The sequence below is a fragment of the Georgenia sp. genome, from assembly GCF_054605595.1.
The window spans coordinates 1-15,611 of record NZ_JBTSDU010000068.1; the positions used below are offsets into that span (position 1 = coordinate 1).

The 15,611-nt window shown below is 68.9% G+C and carries 15 protein-coding genes and 3 pseudogenes; 4 read left to right on the forward strand and 14 right to left on the reverse strand.

Annotated elements, in window-relative coordinates:
• Positions 1 to 563: 563 nt before the first annotated feature.
• Positions 564 to 3,653, reverse strand: a complete 3,090-nt coding sequence (locus ACYC1Z_RS09220; protein ID WP_461409231.1) for a DUF3427 domain-containing protein — start codon at positions 3,651 to 3,653, stop codon at positions 564 to 566.
• Here ACYC1Z_RS09220 and ACYC1Z_RS09225 point away from each other — a divergent pair.
• A pseudogene (locus ACYC1Z_RS09225) lies at positions 3,600 to 3,854 on the forward strand (hypothetical protein); the annotation flags it as partial. The gene ACYC1Z_RS09220 and the pseudogene ACYC1Z_RS09225 sit on opposite strands and share 54 nt — an antisense overlap.
• A 651-nt stretch (positions 3,855 to 4,505) precedes the next feature.
• Positions 4,506 to 4,664: pseudogene (locus tag ACYC1Z_RS09230) on the forward strand (mercury(II) reductase); the annotation flags it as partial.
• Between the two features lie 74 nt (positions 4,665 to 4,738).
• Here ACYC1Z_RS09230 and ACYC1Z_RS09235 read toward each other — a convergent pair.
• The 3 genes from ACYC1Z_RS09235 to ACYC1Z_RS09245 all read right to left on the reverse strand — a co-directional run bounded on the left by ACYC1Z_RS09235 (position 4,739) and on the right by ACYC1Z_RS09245 (position 6,981).
• On the reverse strand, positions 4,739 to 5,914 hold the full coding sequence (locus ACYC1Z_RS09235) for a cysteine desulfurase family protein (protein ID WP_461409232.1): 1,176 nt from the start codon (positions 5,912 to 5,914) through the stop codon (positions 4,739 to 4,741).
• 26 nt (positions 5,915 to 5,940) lie between these two features.
• Entirely contained in the window at positions 5,941 to 6,291 is a 351-nt protein-coding gene (locus tag ACYC1Z_RS09240) for a DsrE/DsrF/TusD sulfur relay family protein (protein ID WP_461409233.1), read from the reverse strand.
• 165 nt (positions 6,292 to 6,456) lie between these two features.
• Complete coding sequence (locus ACYC1Z_RS09245) at positions 6,457 to 6,981, reverse strand: OsmC family protein (protein ID WP_461409234.1); 525 nt, start codon at positions 6,979 to 6,981, stop codon at positions 6,457 to 6,459.
• A gap of 104 nt (positions 6,982 to 7,085) precedes the next feature.
• Here ACYC1Z_RS09245 and ACYC1Z_RS09250 point away from each other — a divergent pair, with 104 nt between their 5' ends.
• The gene (locus ACYC1Z_RS09250) at positions 7,086 to 7,745 is read left to right on the forward strand and encodes a metalloregulator ArsR/SmtB family transcription factor (protein ID WP_461409235.1); all 660 of its coding nucleotides are present in this window, start codon (positions 7,086 to 7,088) and stop codon (positions 7,743 to 7,745) included.
• 625 nt (positions 7,746 to 8,370) lie between these two features.
• On the opposite strand, the gene ACYC1Z_RS09255 is transcribed toward ACYC1Z_RS09250, so the two are convergent.
• The 4 genes and pseudogenes from ACYC1Z_RS09255 to ACYC1Z_RS09270 all read right to left on the reverse strand — a co-directional run bounded on the left by ACYC1Z_RS09255 (position 8,371) and on the right by ACYC1Z_RS09270 (position 9,350).
• A complete protein-coding gene (locus ACYC1Z_RS09255) occupies positions 8,371 to 8,697 on the reverse strand; it encodes a DUF4143 domain-containing protein (RefSeq protein WP_461409243.1) in 327 nt (108 codons plus the stop codon).
• 19 nt (positions 8,698 to 8,716) lie between these two features.
• Complete coding sequence (locus ACYC1Z_RS09260; RefSeq protein WP_461409245.1) at positions 8,717 to 8,866, reverse strand: hypothetical protein; 150 nt, start codon at positions 8,864 to 8,866, stop codon at positions 8,717 to 8,719.
• A gap of 80 nt (positions 8,867 to 8,946) precedes the next feature.
• Positions 8,947 to 9,210 (reverse strand): annotated as a pseudogene (locus ACYC1Z_RS09265) (AAA family ATPase); the annotation flags it as partial.
• Between the two features lie 14 nt (positions 9,211 to 9,224).
• On the reverse strand, positions 9,225 to 9,350 hold the full coding sequence (locus ACYC1Z_RS09270; RefSeq protein WP_461409236.1) for a hypothetical protein: 126 nt from the start codon (positions 9,348 to 9,350) through the stop codon (positions 9,225 to 9,227).
• 597 nt (positions 9,351 to 9,947) lie between these two features.
• Between ACYC1Z_RS09270 and ACYC1Z_RS09275 the strand changes: the two genes are divergently transcribed.
• Positions 9,948 to 11,222, forward strand: a complete 1,275-nt coding sequence (locus tag ACYC1Z_RS09275; protein ID WP_461409237.1) for an ISL3 family transposase — start codon at positions 9,948 to 9,950, stop codon at positions 11,220 to 11,222.
• 112 nt (positions 11,223 to 11,334) lie between these two features.
• Here the strand turns inward: ACYC1Z_RS09275 and ACYC1Z_RS09280 are convergent, their stop codons facing one another.
• The 6 genes from ACYC1Z_RS09280 to ACYC1Z_RS09305 all read right to left on the reverse strand — a co-directional run.
• Positions 11,335 to 12,375 carry a Fic family protein gene (locus ACYC1Z_RS09280; RefSeq protein WP_461409238.1) on the reverse strand — a complete coding sequence of 347 codons (1,041 nt, stop codon included), beginning with the start codon at positions 12,373 to 12,375 and terminating at the stop codon, positions 11,335 to 11,337.
• 96 nt (positions 12,376 to 12,471) lie between these two features.
• Complete coding sequence (locus tag ACYC1Z_RS09285; RefSeq protein ID WP_461409239.1) at positions 12,472 to 12,807, reverse strand: DUF3024 domain-containing protein; 336 nt, start codon at positions 12,805 to 12,807, stop codon at positions 12,472 to 12,474.
• Positions 12,808 to 13,200: 393 nt separating this feature from the next.
• Positions 13,201 to 13,455, reverse strand: a complete 255-nt coding sequence (locus ACYC1Z_RS09290; protein ID WP_461409240.1) for a hypothetical protein — start codon at positions 13,453 to 13,455, stop codon at positions 13,201 to 13,203.
• A gap of 21 nt (positions 13,456 to 13,476) precedes the next feature.
• A complete protein-coding gene (locus ACYC1Z_RS09295) occupies positions 13,477 to 14,025 on the reverse strand; it encodes a hypothetical protein (protein ID WP_461409241.1) in 549 nt (182 codons plus the stop codon).
• A gap of 81 nt (positions 14,026 to 14,106) precedes the next feature.
• Positions 14,107 to 15,381: an ATP-binding protein gene (locus tag ACYC1Z_RS09300; protein ID WP_461409242.1), complete on the reverse strand. Its 1,275-nt coding sequence runs from the start codon at positions 15,379 to 15,381 to the stop codon at positions 14,107 to 14,109.
• Between the two features lie 138 nt (positions 15,382 to 15,519).
• Positions 15,520 to 15,611 (reverse strand): DUF3024 domain-containing protein (locus ACYC1Z_RS09305; RefSeq protein WP_461409244.1); only part of this gene is annotated, 92 nt, incomplete at its 5' end.

Here is a 15,611-nt window from a genome sequence, read left to right on the forward strand (position 1 = left end):
CGGCAGGGCTCGAACAACAACCCGGAGACCCGCCACCAACCGGCGAGCACCCCCGACAGTAGAGCCACACACCCCCAAATGTCACATCCCGATAACGGGGTGTTGAGAACCCCGTTGCCGGAGCCGCGACTGCAGGACGTGTGGGCGGCCGCCGGCCGCCGGTGCGTCGGGCCGCTCGCGGACGATGCCTGCTGCATTCCGACTGGCGTTCAGGACGACGAGGAAGGGGTGCCCGGCGTCCGCCGTCGACCTCGACGACCACGCGATCGACACCTCGGTCGTGCATGGCCGGCCCGCGCGGGCGGCGGGGCGCGCGTATGTGGTCGCCGGGGTCGATGACGACGCCCGTTCGATCCACGACGTCGTGCGGGCGCTCAAGGCCGAGCAGGCGCGACGAACGGGCGAGCCGGTTGACGCGCATCACCTCGGGGGAGCCTCGTCCGCCTTGTCGGCAAGGCGCTGCCTCAGGTGGAGCGGTGGTTCTCGGCCTTCGGCCGTTCTTTGAAGAGTTGACCGGCCCCCGGGATCGCCCCGCGCTGAATCCGAGCCGCAGTGGTCGGCGGCTAGGCGACCGCGGCGCCGAATGCCTGATACAGGTCGCCAGGGAGCGGTGTAGCGAGCTCCCAGGTGATCGCCATGGGCCGTTCGCCGATGTGACCGCGGTACGTGCCCGGGCCGAGGAACCAGAAGGCGCGGTCGTCACTCCGCAGCCGAGCGAAGAGCAGGATCGACCGGCCGTTCCGCTCGTGGTGCCGGTAGCGCAGGCCTGTGGTGCTCTCCGCCCGGGTCGACGACTGGCTCTCCCAGTGGATCAGGGATGGGCTGATCGCGTAGTCGCGGTATCGCGTGGTCGGCGAGAAGCCGCCGCTGCTCTTGTCGAGCGTGAAGGCAAGCACATCCGCATCGGCGGCCTTGGCGTCGAGGACACCGCTTTGCCAGGCGAATGCCTTCGCACCGTCGACGAGGCCCAGGGCCGTGAGGATCTCGATGCGGGAGTAGCGGGCATGGAGCTGCAGCGGCGACTGTGGGTGGGTGGACAGCGGAACGTGGACGTGGTCGATCCGGGAGTCGAGGACTGCTGACAGTTCCGAGATCTCAGCCAGGACCTGGGGGTGCGCCCAGACCAGGTCGACCGCCTGCTGCAGGGTGGTGCCCCTGGACATCGCTTGGTCCGCGAGGCCGGAGATCAGCATGTGAAGGAGTCGGCGGTCGCGTTCCTGCAGCGACGAGACTCTCGGCGGCTCGCGCTGCGTTGCGAATCGCGGGTATGCCTCGGTGCGCGTGCGGTCGTCGACGTGAAGCAGGCGTCCGACCGCACGGCGGAGGGTCTTCTCGTTCGGTCCTTCGGGAAGGCAGGGAGCACCGGCAGCCGCACGAAGGTCGGACCACGAGCGGTTGCCGTCGTAGACGTCCTCGAGGTCGAGGCCGGACTCCTCCAGGAATGTGCCCAAGCCGAGATCACCACGGTCGCGACGAAGCGAGCGCAGCTCCTCGACCTTCGCAGGCCACCGCGACGGAATCGCTTCGCGCAGGCTGCGCAGGACTATCTCGGACGACTTGCGATCGAGCTGCATGTGGCAGCCGGCGGGCAGGAACGGGAACCCGGCGCTGACGGCGTGCTCGATGTCTCGTCGTGAGCCACCGAGCAGGGCTCGATAGCGACGATCGAATCGGAACTCGCTGCGGTGAGTTCCGACGAAGTCGAGGACCGTGCACGCGCCCTTGTCCGACGTCTTGCGGAGGCCCCGGCCGAGCTGCTGCAGGAACAGCGTCGGGCTCTCGGTGGGTCGGAGCATCAGGATCGTGTCGACGTCGGGCACGTCGACGCCCTCGTTGAAGAGGTCGACGGAGAAGACGATGCGCACTCGCCCGGCCGCCAGATCGCGTAGCGCCGACGTGCGCTCGGAGCGGGGACTGTCGCCCCAGACGGCTACCGCGGGGATGCCGTGACGATTGGAGTGTTCGGCCATGAACTGGGCGTGCTCGATGCTGACGCAGAAGCCGAGTGCGCGCATCGTCGTGAGGTCTGCGTGCGCGGCGACCTCCTTGACGACCGTTCTCGCCCAAGCGTCGGAGCTGGTGTAGAGGTTCGTCAGTCGGTCGACGTCGTAGCCGCGGCCTCGCCGCCACGGAATCTCACGGAGGTCGAGCCCGTCGTGCACCCCGAAGTAGACGAACGGCGCGAGATGCTGCTGATCGATGGCGTCCCAGAGGCGTAGTTCGGCCGCGATCCGGTCGTCGAACCACTGGAGGATCGGCAGGCCGTCGCTGCGTTCCGGTGTTGCTGTCAGGCCGAGGAGCTCTCGGGGACTCAGGCCGTTCAGGATGCGCTCGTATGAAGCGGCAGCCGCATGGTGGAACTCGTCGATGATGACGACGTCGAAGTGCTCTGGGTCGAGTGCGGCGAGCCCGTTCGCGTTGAGGCTCTGGATCGAAGCGAACACGTGCTCGAAGTCCCGGGGTCGCGACTGCCCGACCCACTTCTCACCGAACTGCGTCTCGCGAAGGGCATGCCGGAACGTCGCGAGACTCTGATCGAGGATCTCCTCGCGGTGGGCGATGAAGAGGAGGCGAGCCCTGCCGAGCTGCTTCCGAAGCCGCGCGTAATCGAGTGCCGCCATGACGGTCTTGCCGGTACCCGTGGCGGAGACGAGCAGGTTTCGGTGGTGTCCGTGTTCGCGCGACACCTCGAGCAGTTCGAGCAGGCGGGACTGGAATGGGTGTGGCCGGACCTCGAGGGGGCTCAGCATGACCTGCGGCCCGGCATCGGTGTGCCTCGCGCGCTGTCGCTCGGCGGTGAACTGCTCCGCGTCGTAGGGAACGAAGTCGCCACCCGACCAGTAGCTCTCGAACACCGCCCCGAACTTCGCAATGACATCGGGGTTGCGTGCGGCGGAGATCCTGACGTTCCACTCGAGGCCGGTGACCGTCGCGGACCGAGTCAGGTTGGACGATCCGACGTAGGCGGTCGAGAAGGGGTCGCGGTGGAAGACCCACGCTTTGGCATGCAGACGCGTCGAGCCGAGGTCATACGACACGCGGACGTCGGCGCCAAGGTCGGCGAGCTGATCGAGTGCTTCGCGCTCCGTCGAGTCGGTGTACGTCGTGGTCAAGACTCGGAGCCGCCGACCGTTCGCACAGTGCCGACGGAGGGCGTCCAGTAGCGGTCTCATCCCGCTTCGTCGGATGAACGCCATCACCAGGTCGATGGAGGCCGCCGACGCGATCTCCGACTGGAGCTGACTCCACAGGGTCGGCTCGCCCGGGGCGTTGGTCAGCAGCGTCGTGTCCAGGAGCGGGATGACGGGAGCGTCGAGTTCTTCGGGCTTGCCGTCCGGGCGGCGTCGAAGGATCGCGTTCAGCACCGACGCCGGCTCGACCAGCTGCGTGCTCTCATCGACCTCGGCGAGCTCGCCGAGCCGATCGAGCAGGCCCCGCGCGACGCTGACCGCCACGGCAACGCGCTCGGTCTCATCGACATCCAGGAGCGCGCGCTCAATCTGCTTGCTCACGTGCCAAGCGATGCGGTCCGCGGCATCGACGCTGCTCAGCGAGCGACGGCGTGAAGCGAGCGCGCTGGAGAGTTCGTCAAGCTCCGCCTGGAGACCGCGAGTGACAAGCGCCTCGTACAGGCCGGCCTCGAGTTCTCCCACGCGAAGGACGCTACACGCGAGCCCGGGCCAGAGAGGCGCGCAGAGGCCCGGGCGCTCGGTGCCGAAGCCACCCACCGAGCCGTGTCCGCCGCCCGTCGCTGCGCCGTCGAGCAGGCGTCGGCGTTCGTCGAGCGTTCGGTGGCACGCACCCGCAGCGGGCGCGCCGGCGTGCGGCAGGTCCGCACCAGCGGGATCGTCGCCGCGGCGTTCGAGGTCGACGGCAGCGATGGTTCGCTGCTGACGATCTTCTCCGCCCGTACCGTGCGGATCTCCCCGGTCACCGCCGCCTGGGCCGCAGAGTTCGCGACGACCCACGGTCGGTCGCCGTCGCGCAGAGACGATCCGGACACGTTCCCACCTGACCCACGCCACCCACCCGGACAAGGTGATCCGACCGCCGGCCCAGCCGTGGTCTTCGGCGAACAGCATTGGTCGGGGTCCGGTGGACCAATGGCATCGACGTCGACAGCACCCAGATCGACCCGGCCGCGGTGCTCGCCACCGTCGAGTGCGCCCTGCACGAACGCGCGCAGGCCGACGCCGCGCGACGGCGGAGGGCGGGCTCTTCACAATCGACGGCGTAGTTGGGGTCTGAATCTGCTGGTCGCCAGGAGCGATCTGGCGATGGTAGTTGGTGAGGTTGCGGGACCCGAGGGTCGAGCGCGCAGGCGCTCGAGGCGGCCGAGCCTTCTCCTACCGCTGCGAATCCCGCCGTCGAGATGCCGTGGGCCCGGACCTGGGTCACGTCACGACGGGAAGCCTTGCGGGTGTGCGCGATCTCGATGCAGCGACGTGATCGACGCCTGCCTGGTGACGCCGCCGCAGTCTCCTTGGGCGCGCATTCGCATGGCTGAGATCGGCGCAGCCGGTGTGCACATCCTGGAGGCCGCCATGACCGTCCAGCAGGTGGCCGACATGTGGAGTCCCTACCTGACGATGGCCGAGGGCATCAAGATCGCCGCCCAGTCCTTCCCCACGGACATCACACCACTCGCCTGCTGCGCCGACTGACACCGATATCGCCCACCGGCTCAGCGGTAGAGGCGCCTTGCGCGACCGCTCCTCAAGGGCGATGACGGGTGGTGTCATGACGGTCCGGGTGTGGCGATGGCGATGGCGGCTGCGGCCGCCTCGATCTCCCGGGTCGTCGTCCAGCGCCCCAGCGACAGGCGCAGGGCGCAGAGCGCGTCCTGTCGGTGCAGTCCCATCGCGGTGAGCACAGGTGACGGCTCGTCGCGTCCTGCGTGACATGCCGAGCCTGCCGATGCCGCGACTGCTGGCATCTCGGCGAGGAGGGCGAGGGCCGGGGCGCCGGCGATGCGGATGTTGAGAGTGTTGGGCAGGCGTTCGGTCGGGTGGCCGTTGAGGTGCGCGCGGCCGGGTAGGCGGTCGTGCAGCCGTTGCTCGAGCTGATCGCGCAGGGCCGTGAGCCGTGCGGTCTCGCCGCCTGCGAGAGCGTGCCCGGCGAGGTCGGCGGCTCGGCCGAGCCCGACGGCGTAGGCGAGGTTCTCGGTGCCGGCGCGCAGGCCGTGCTCCTGCCCACCGCCTGCGACGATGGGGTGCAGCGGCACGCCCGTGCGTACGTACAGGGCGGCGATGCCCTTGGGTGCGTACATCTTGTGCCCCACGACGGTGAGCAGGTCCACGCCGAGGTCGTCGACGTCGACGGTGATCTTGCCGGCGGACTGGGCGGCGTCGATGTGCAGAAGGACCCCGCGGGCGCGGGTGGTGGCCGAGATCTCGGCGATCGGCTGGATGGTCCCGGTCTCGTTGTTCGCATGCATGATCGACACCAGGACGGTGCCGGGGGTGATGGCCGCCTCCACGGCGCCCGGATCCACGCGCCCGGCGTCGTCCACGGGCAGGTAGGTGACGTCCACGCCGTGCAGCACCTCGAGGTCGCGGCAGGCGGCCAGGACGGCCGGATGCTCGGTGACCTGGGTGATGACGTGCAGGTGGTCGGTTCCGGCCGCACGGGCGGCCAGGACGGCGCCGCGGATGGCCAGGGCGTCGGCCTCCGAGCCGCTGGCGGTGAAGACGATCTCCGATGCAGCCGCACCGATGAGGGCCGCGACAGCGGCACGGGCCTGGTCCAGAGCACGGTGCGCCGACCCGCCGTAGGCGTGGCCACTGGAGGGGTTGCCGAACTCGACGGTCAGGTACGGCGTCATCGCCGCGAACACTCGCGGGTCGATCGGGGTGGTGGCGTTGTAGTCCAGGTACATCGGACGACCCTGTAGCCCCGGATGTTGTTCGCTCATGCTCGACACCCCCTCAGTGTCAGTGACTAGAAGACCAGGACCTTGTCAGCGGCCAACGTGTGGTCGGCCAGCTCCTCCATCGTGGAGCGGCGAGAGCCCTCGATGAGCATGGACTCCTGGATGCCGCGGGCGTCCATGCAAGTGCCGCAGCACAGGATCTTGCCGTCGTTGCGGACCACGGTGCCGAGCATGCGGTCGAGCTTGTAGTAGCCGTCCGCGGTCTTCTGGCCGCGGATGGCGGCCGTGACACCGTCGCCCATGAGGAACACGGTGACCTCCACGCCCTCGCGCTTGGACAGGGAGGCGGTCAGGCGGATGGCGTTGTACGTGGAGTCCAAGCCGTAGGCAGAGCCGTTGATGATCATCAGGAGGTTCACGGGTGTGCTTCCTTCGGGGCGGTGACCAGGCGATCGGGGATGGTGAGGATGTCGGTGTTCGGGCCGTCGTGGCGCCGGCGGGGCAGGCCGAATGGGCTGAGGCGTTCCGTTCGACACCGCGCGGGCGGGGTGGTGTACGGGCTCGTGACGGTCGCGGCTCGCGGGTTACGCGCGCTGGACGACGGTGCGCAGCGGGACCGCGTTGATCACGGTGAACACGAACGGGCACTTCTCGCGCGCGGCCTGCTGCCAGCGCGCCAGGGTGTCGTCGGAAACATCCGTGCCGACGGTGACGGTGACGGTCATCTGCTCGATCAGCGGCCCGACGCCCATGTCGTACACGCGGGCCACGTCAACATCTTGCTCGGCCACCACGCTCAGCTCGGTCAGGTCGACGCCCTCCATCGCGGCGACGGTCACCACGGTCGCTGCGTAGCAGGCGCCGAGGCCGGTGAGCATGTACTGCAGCGGGTCCGGGGCCAGGCCGCTACCGCCGAAGCCGGGGGCCACGTCCACGCTCAGCGAAGTCGTGTGCTCGCCGTGGGCCATGGATGCGGTGTACGCCGGGGTGCCCTCGGCGAAGCTCCAGGAGTCTTTGACGCGCTTGTGCATCTTGAACACGCCCGGGTCGGACTGGCCGCGCTCCACGACGGACCCCAGCACCCCGAGGTCAAGGTTGTTCTTCCTCATCCGTGACTCCTGTCCGCTATTCAAGCATTGCATTGAATAATTGACCGTACCAGACCGCGGACCCTCCGCGGCGTACTGTTCAAGGGATCAGTTGAGGGGGTGACGTGGAACCGCGTCAGTTCAAGGACGGGGTGTTCGGGCACTTCGCCCGCATCGGTGCGGCCCTCGGGCACGCCAAGCGCGTGGAGATCCTCGACGTCCTGGCGCAGGGCGAGCGGTCCGTGGACTCGCTGGCTCAGCAGATCTCCGCAACCGTCGCCAACACCTCACGGCACCTGCAGATCCTCGCCTCGGCGGGCCTGGTCACCCGACGGGTGGAAGGCACCTCCCGGGTGTACCGCCTGGCGGACCGGGCGGTCGAAACTGGCTACCGCGCCATGGTCGCTCTCGCCGAGCAGCACATCGCCGAGGTCTCCGCCCTGTCTGACGCGTTCTTCCGGCAGGCCGACGGCACCCGGCCCGTCACGTTCAGCGAGTTCGACGAGATGTCCCGTACCGGAGAGGTCGTCCTGGTCGACGTGCGACCACCCAGCGAGTTCGACGCCGGTCACGTCGAGGGAGCCGTCAACATCCCCGTCGCGGACCTGGCTACGCGCATGATCGAGCTCCCACCGAACGCCAGCGTCGTCGCGTACTGCCGCGGTCCCTACTGCGTCATGGCCGCCACCGCCGTCACCCGACTACGAGAGTCCGGCTACCAGGCCGTCCGCCTCGAGGGTGGCTACCCCCAGTGGCGCGACGCCGGACGCACCGTGGCGTCGTAGCCGGCCGTCACGCACTCGGCCCACACGGCGTCATCGCATCCGAGAAGGCGTCTGCGCGAGCACCACACCCGCGCTGCCGCTACACCCAACTACACCCTTGATCCGGAAGAGCCAGGTAAGCCTGCACACTCAGGGCGGCGTCATCCTGTTCCGGGGCTCCGGCGCGGACGCCCGCCGCTACCTGGAGTCCGACCGATCGCGGGCCGACGAGTATCACCTGGAGGGCGGGGTCGCCCTGGCGGAGTTCTCCGTGGTGATCGGCGCGGGCCAGATGCTCGGGGACGGCGCCCTGACGCCAGACGAGTATGCCCAATGGGTCGATTGGGTCAACCCGGGCGGACGCGGTACGTCGCGCGGTACGTCGGCGCGAGCGAACCTCGCGCTCGTCCTCATCCAGCGTCAGGAACTCACCCGGGTTCGCGTCGGCCTCGGCGATGCGCTGGTCGATGATCGCGGCAACCTCCGGCGACACATACCCATCATCGAGGGAGTCGTCGATCACCGCGCGCAACTCCCGGCGCGCGGACTCGTCGAGTCCGAGCACCTGCTCCCAGAGGGCGTGATCGACCTTGCGCCGATGCTGCCCGCGGACCCGGATGCTCGACAGGTCGGCGGGTGCCGCCGTTCACCCCTCCGGGCCGAACAGCCGGAGGAACTTTTCGTGCGGGATCACCACGCGCCGACGGCCTCGGCGCGGGTGACGACCAGCCTCCGCGAGTCGCAGGAGTCGTCCGGCGACTCCGGAGTCGAGGACGTGGAGCTTGGGGGCGTTGGCTGAACGGCTGGCGAGCGTCGTACCCCCGGCAGGGAGGAGGTCGTTCAGGAAGACGCTCTCCAGGAGCCAGACGTAGTCCCGGGCCGCGTGCGGATCGATCCCGACGTCATTCGCTGCGGCCGTTGCGTTGAGGACCTGTGCGGTCTGTCCCGCCAGGCGTTGGAGGAGGGCTGGCAGGGCGCAGGCCTGGCGCGCCTCACTCCAGCTCGCGGAGGTCCCGCTCGAGCGTCAGGGGGACGTAGTCGTCGAACCAGCGGTTGCGAGCGGCCTCCGTGTGCCGGGCCAGGGCGAGTGGGAGCCCGCCGCGATTGAGGTGCGCGATGTAGTCCTCGCGGTTGGTGGCCACAGCCGTCCCGTGGTCGCCAGGTCTGCTTCTGCGAACAGTCGAGCGAGCAGATCGGGTGCCGTCCCCTCGAGCTCGCTCTGTGCGAGCGGGTAGATCGTCATGCGGTGCAGCCGAGGGGTCGACGCCTGCGCGGCTACTGGCAAGGAATCGTGCCTGGCCGACCCTGTGAGGATGAACTGGCCCGGCCGTGTCGACCGGTTGAGCTGCACCTTGATCGCGTCGAGCACGGCCGGCGCGTTCTGATACTCGTCGATGCGGGTCAGCCCGCTGGAGGCGATCATCGCGGTCGGGTCCGTGGGCGTGGCATCGCGGGTCGCGACATCATCCAGATCGATGAGTGTCAAGGGCCATGGGTTTGTCAGATGAGCTCTCCGTGGAGGTGTTCGGCGAGCGTATGCAGCGCCGTTGACTTCCCGACGGCTCTCGGTCCCTCCGGAAGGGTGACCGGCTCGTCGGTGAGTCGGTCCAGCACGATGCCGAGCATGCGTCGCTCGACCAGGCCTGGGGGCAGATCCGCGCTCCGACCGGAGCGTGAGTTCCCTTTTTCGCGGACGATGAACCCCTGATTTCGAAGGGATCGATCCCCTGATCTCGTTGAGCTCGGGCCCTCGCTGCCTGGGTCTTCGCATGACGTTGCTGCGTTGGCGCCCGGGCAATTGGAGCAGAGCAACAGCGGCGCGTCGACCGACAACAGCAGGGACGGCCGTGAGCCTCGCACACCCCTCGCCGGACTCGAACTGCTACCGAATCCCAGGTCAGCACCGTGCGAGAAGCAGCGTCCCCGGCGTCGGCCACGAAGAAGGGCCCGCCACATGCGGACCCGCAGGTCACGGGCCCTTCGTCACGCGGAGGATGGGGGATTCGAACCCCCGAGGGCTTGCACCCAACACGCTTTCCAAGTCGTCCGAGGAGGTCGGGGCGGGGTGCAGGACGGGCGTTCGTGCAGGTCAGCGGCGTGCGTGGATTTCGGGCTCTCCTGACGTACCTGTGGGTGGTTTGGCGCGCTGTTGACGGGCGCACGCCGCTCTCTGCTTAGGTTTCTGGCTGTCGAAGGTCAGTTACCTGAAGAGCGGAGAACGGCGTGCGTAACGCAAGGTTATGGCGTGCCCTGATCGGGGTCGAGCAGGGCGTGGTCGTCGAGCGAGTCGAGATCGGCGACGAGGACGATGTGGTGACGGTCCATGTTCGGACCTCTCGCAGGGGCCGGGGGCGGTGCGGGGTGTGCCGGCGGCGCTGCCCGGGCTATGACGCCGGGGACGGGCGGCGGCGGTGGCGGACGCTGGATCTGGGCACGGTGGCGGCGTTCGTGGAGGCCGACGCCCCCCGGGTGAGGTGCCGGGAGCACGGCGTGGTCGTGGCGCAGGTGCCCTGGGCCAGGCACGGGGCCGGGCACACCCTGGCCTTCGACGACCAGATCGCCTGGTTGACGGTGCGGTGCTCGAAGTCCGCAGTGGCGGAGCTGATGCGCATCGCCTGGCGCACCGTCGGGGCGATCATCACCCGGGTCGCCGCCGACGCCCTGACCGGGGTGGACCGGTACGCGAACTTGCGGCGGATCGGGATCGATGAGATCTCCTACAAGAAGGGCCACCGCTACCTCACGATCGTGGTCGATCACGACACGAGGCGGCTGATCTGGGCGGCCCCCGGGCGGGACAAGGCCACGCTGCGGGCGTTCTTCGACGAGCTCGGTCCCGAGCGGTCCGCGCTGATCACCCACGTGTCCGCCGACGCGGCCAACTGGATCGCGGCGGTGGTGGCCGAGCGGTGCCCGAACGCGGTGCGCTGCGCCGACGCCTTCCACGTTGTCGCCTGGGCCACCGACGCCCTGGACGAGGTCCGCCGCGAGGCCTGGAACCGCGCCCGTGGGGCTGTGACCCAGCGCCGCGCCGGCCGGGCCACCGGCGACGCCCGGGCCCTCAAGCACGCCCGCTACGCGTTGTGGAAGAACCCCGAGAACCTCACCGAGAAACAGCAGGCCAAGCTCGCCTGGGTCGCCAAGACCGACCCGATGCTCTACCGCGCCTACCTGCTCAAGGAGGGCCTACGGCACGCCTTCGCCGTCAAGGGCGCCGAGGGCAAGGAAGCACTCGACCGGTGGATCTCCTGGGCGAGGCGCTGCCGCATCCCCGCCTTCGTCGCTCTCCAACGCCGGATCGTCAAGCACCGCGCCGCGATCGACGCCACCCTCGACCACGGCCTCTCGAACGGACTGATCGAGTCCACGAACACAAAGATCCGCCTCATCACCCGCCAGGCCTTCGGGTTCAAGAACCCCGAGGCTCTCATCGCCCTGGCCATGCTCTCCCTCGGCGGCTACTGCCCGCCCCTCCCCGGCCGCGCCAAGACGAAATGACCCACGGATCAGTCAGGAGAGCCGGATTTCGATGGAGTCGGGTGGAGGGGTCGGGACGGCGTTTGACTGCTACCGAAACTGCTACCAGGGAACGGCGTCGAGCCGCCGCCGTTCAACTCGCATCGGTGGCCTCGGAGCGACGGGTGTACCGGGATGCGAGGTACTCATCGACCCACGTGCGGCTGCTGCGCCACTGCCCGTCGTCGCCACGCTGCGCGCGCAGGCGTCCGCGTTGAGCGGCATTGCGCAGCGCAATCCGGCTGATCTCCTTGGTCTCGAGCGCGGCGAGCGGGACCAGGCGGGCAGGGCCGGCGAGGGCCGGGACGACGAACCGGTAGAGGTTGTCGAGCACCGTCCGGGCGATCAGCTCGGCCAGTGGTCCGGTGGTGCCCGCATCCGCGGCCCGCAAAGCATCCAGGTACCGAGGGCGCTCGCGCTTCTGGATGATCGCGGGTGCGTAGCCGAGCCGGGCAAGGATCAGGTTGAGGAGCAGGCGGCCCGTGCGACCGTTGCCATCAAGGAAGGGGTGGACCTGCTCGAAGCCGGCGTGGGCTTCGGCGAGGCGCTCCATCGGGTGGCCCCCGGCTCTCGGGATCGCATTGACGAAGTCGAGCCAGTCTCGGAGCCTCGGCTCGACCAGGGTGAAGGACGGCGGCCGCATCCCCCCGGGGAACGGGCGGATGTCGTGCCTTCGGAAGCTGCCCGGAGCCTCCTGCGGAGTGGCCTCAGGGTGGGGGGCGACGTCCCAGACCGGCCCCATGGCCATCCGGTGCACGTGTCTGACCTCGGTGAGCGTCAGGAGCTCGTCTGGCCCCTGAATGGTCGGCTCGAGAGCCTGTCCGTAGACCCACCGCGCGGCATCGGCGTAGCCCTTGACCTCCATGTAGTCCGCCAGCTGGCGGTCACCGACCGCCCGGCCCTCGATCAGGAGCTGCTCGACCTCACGCAGCACGAGGGTGTTGCCCTCGATGGCTGTCGAGTTGTGGGCCTCGTGCACCCACAGCTCGTCCCAGATGGCCCGGGCTTGGTCAGGCGTGGGGAGCCCACCGAGCCGGTCACGGACCTCGGCGATGGCAGCGTCGAGCCGGTCGTAGACGTCCTGGCGGGACGGACGGCCAGGTCCTCGCCGTGGGATGTTGCTGCGCTCAGCCATATCTAATTGGAGCACAGCAAACTCCCGGTGTCTGCTCATCCATACCTGAAGTTGCGACGCTCTGCCGTTTCGAATCGAAGCAGAGCAACATCGAGGTCAGCCCCAGAAGATCGCCGTCGGGTCCCGCTCGATCTCCGCCAGCAGCTCGGCGACCCGTGGGGTCGGCTCGGCGCGGTCGTACCGGTGGAACGTCAGGTTCCGGTCGCGCCAGTAGATCTCCCACAGCCCCGTGGTCTTCGTGTAGCGCAGGCGTGCGATCGGGAACCGCGTCCACTCCGGCCCGAAGTCCTGGCGCCATGGGGGCCGGGTCTCCACGATCGTCAGGTGCCGTGGTGCGACGTCGACCTCGACGCGGAGCTTGTCGTGCAGGTGCTCGGGCACGCGGGCGGCGCACCACCGACGGACGCGCTGGACGTCGAGCTCGGGAAGCATGGGAACCAGTGTGCCCGCCGGCACCGGACCGCGGCGCGGACGGTGGTGGACGAGTCGCAACATCCCACCAAAGTCGAACTGCTACCAAACCGCAGGTCAGCGGCTTGCGAGAAGCGTGTTCCTCGGCGTCCGTGAACACTGAGGGCCCGTGACCTGCGTTGCGGCAGGTCACGGACCCTTCGTCACGCGGAGGATGGCGGATTCGAACCCCCGAGGGTGTTACCCCAACACGCTTTCCACGTGGTTCTAGGGGGTGGGGGTGGGGTGCGCTTAGGGCGTTCATGCAGGTCAGCGGCGTGCTTGGATTTCGATGGAGTCGGATGGAGGGGTCGGGACGGCGTTTCACTGCTACCGAAACTGCCACCGCGCTGACTGCCCACGCGGAGGCTCGGGCTACTTCGTGAATGTCCGTGCCACTTCTGCCCCCGTCGTGGCGTCGAGGGTGACGTGGTAGCCCGACCATGAGCTGACGATGACGAACCCGCCGTCGAGCCGGGCCGCGACCCATGCGTCGTTGCTTTCGAAGTCAGGCGATGCCCTCCAGACCCGCGTGTCATCGGGCGTGTAGCGGGCGATCGCCGTGACGTAGCCGTCGTCCGTCGTCGCGAACCTGAGTTCTCCACCGCCAGGCATTGGGATCAGCTCCACGCCCCTAGTCTTTCAGACGGATCAGACCTCTCGCCCGTACCCGAAGACGTGCAGGCTGACGACGTCGATCTCGCGTCGCGGGTCTCCGAAGAACGAGCCGAGGCGGGTCAGGACCCGGTTGTACGGGTGCTCGCGGGCGATGCCGGCTTCGTTCCAGTTGGCGTTGGGCACGACGAGGAACAGGTGCTGGGCGTCGGTGGCGATGTGGGTCTTCCACAGGTCCTTGAGGTCGTGGTTGTTGGTGGTGGTCCCGCCGCGCTCGACCTCGGCGATGATCCCGCGGCCGGGGCCGAGTGAGTAGACGAAGTCGGGTCGTGCATGGGTGACGAACCCGTCCTGCGGGGTCAGGATGACCTCCTCGCGAAATCCGAGGTGTTCGCGGAGCATGGCCGCGACGATCGACTGCACGGCGCTGGACTGGGCGCGGTGGACGTGGACCAGGTCGATGGTCGGTGACTGAGTGGCGAGGTGGGCTGCGAGCTCGTCGGCGAGCGCGTCGACGCGGCTGAGCTCGGCGCCCTCGGCGACGTCCAGCTCGCTGCGCACGAAGCGCGCGTGCCGGAGGTCCATGGCCCCGAGCTTCGCAGCTGCGGTGTGTGGAAGCTAGGGCCGATCAGGGCACTCCGGGGGTGGCGCGTCGAGCCGACGCGATCAGGGCCCGAGCAGCGCTGCCGGGATGACCGCTATCCCGTCGGGGCGGCGGTAGGCAGCCGGTCCTGTGGTGATCACTGCGGCGTCGAGGGGATCGCCACCGACTTGTTCACGCAGCCAGTGCAGGTGGCGGACGTCTTCGTCGCCCGCGACTGCCGCGAGCTTCACCTCCAGGGCCACCATGCGTCCGTCGTCCCTGGTGACGATCAGGTCGACCTCGTGATCGCCGCGGTGGGTGCGAAGGTGACTGACCTGTGCGCCAGCGGCCTCGGCGTAGGTCCGTACGCCCAGGGTGACGAGGCTCTCGAACAGGGCGCCGAGGAGGGTTCCGTCCCGGGGGGTCGGTGGGCTGTCCGGGTTCGGGCTGTCGAGCAGCGCGCCGGCGCCCACGCCGAGGAGCCGTGCCGCGAGGGCTGGGTCGGCAAGGTGATGCTTGGGTGCCTGCCCGAGCGAAGCCATGTGTGAGCGCGTTCCGGTCCACGCGGGGACGGTGTCGAGCAGCCACATCCGGTCGAGGGTCTCGCGGTACGCGATCGCCGTCGTCTTCGCGGGCTTGTCTCCATGCCCTGCCGTCGACGCATCGAGGATCGCGTTGTAGGACGCCGTCGTCGACGTCGCGGCCGCATAGGCCTTCAACCATGCGCGCAGCGTCCGCGGTCGGCGCACGACATGTCCCAGCTCAGCGAAGTCGTGCTCGACGATGGCGTCGAGATAGCCGTTCAGGCCGGCTGCGCGCGTAGGCGCAGGCAGGGCGCGCAGCCCGGGGAAGCCGCTCGCGACGATCTCCTCGGCGTACTCCGCCAGACCGACAGGACTCTCGCCGCCGATGGGCAGTCCGGCGCCGGAGAGCAGGCCCGCGAGTGACACGGTGGGTTCGACGAGCCCGCGCTCAGTCAGGCTCATCGGTCGCAGTCGCAGGCGGACGATGCGGCCGGCGCCCGTGTGCGTGGGAGCGGTGGTGGGTGTCGCAGACCCGGTGAGCAGGTAGGACCCGGGGGCGGCACCGGCGTCGACGGCCCGGCGGACCTGGTCCCATACGGCGGGGTGCAGCTGCCACTCGTCGATCAGGATCGGGGTGGGAAGGCGTGATAGTCGGTCACGGTCCGCCTCGATGAGCACACGTTCAGTGGGGTCGTCGAGTGCGAGGACGGTGGCGGCGCGCCGGGTCGCGGTCTCGGTCTTGCCGACCGCCTTGGGACCGTCGATGACCACGGCGGGCAGCCCGGTGAGGAGTCTGTCGAGCTGTGTGTCGAGGACTCTGCGTGCGTATGCCACGTCGCTACGCTACCTCTCTGGAAGGCCTTACGCTCCCGTATCGGCGACTTAAACACTACCGTCTCGTGGCTGCCGCTAGGGCCGAACCCGAAGTCACTACGTCATGCCGTTTCGAATCGAAGCAGAGCAACATCGAGGTCAGCCCCAGAAGATCGCCGTCGGGTCCCGCTCGATCTCCTCCAGCAGCTCGGCGACCCGTGGGCTCGGCTCGGCGCGGTCGTACCGGTGGA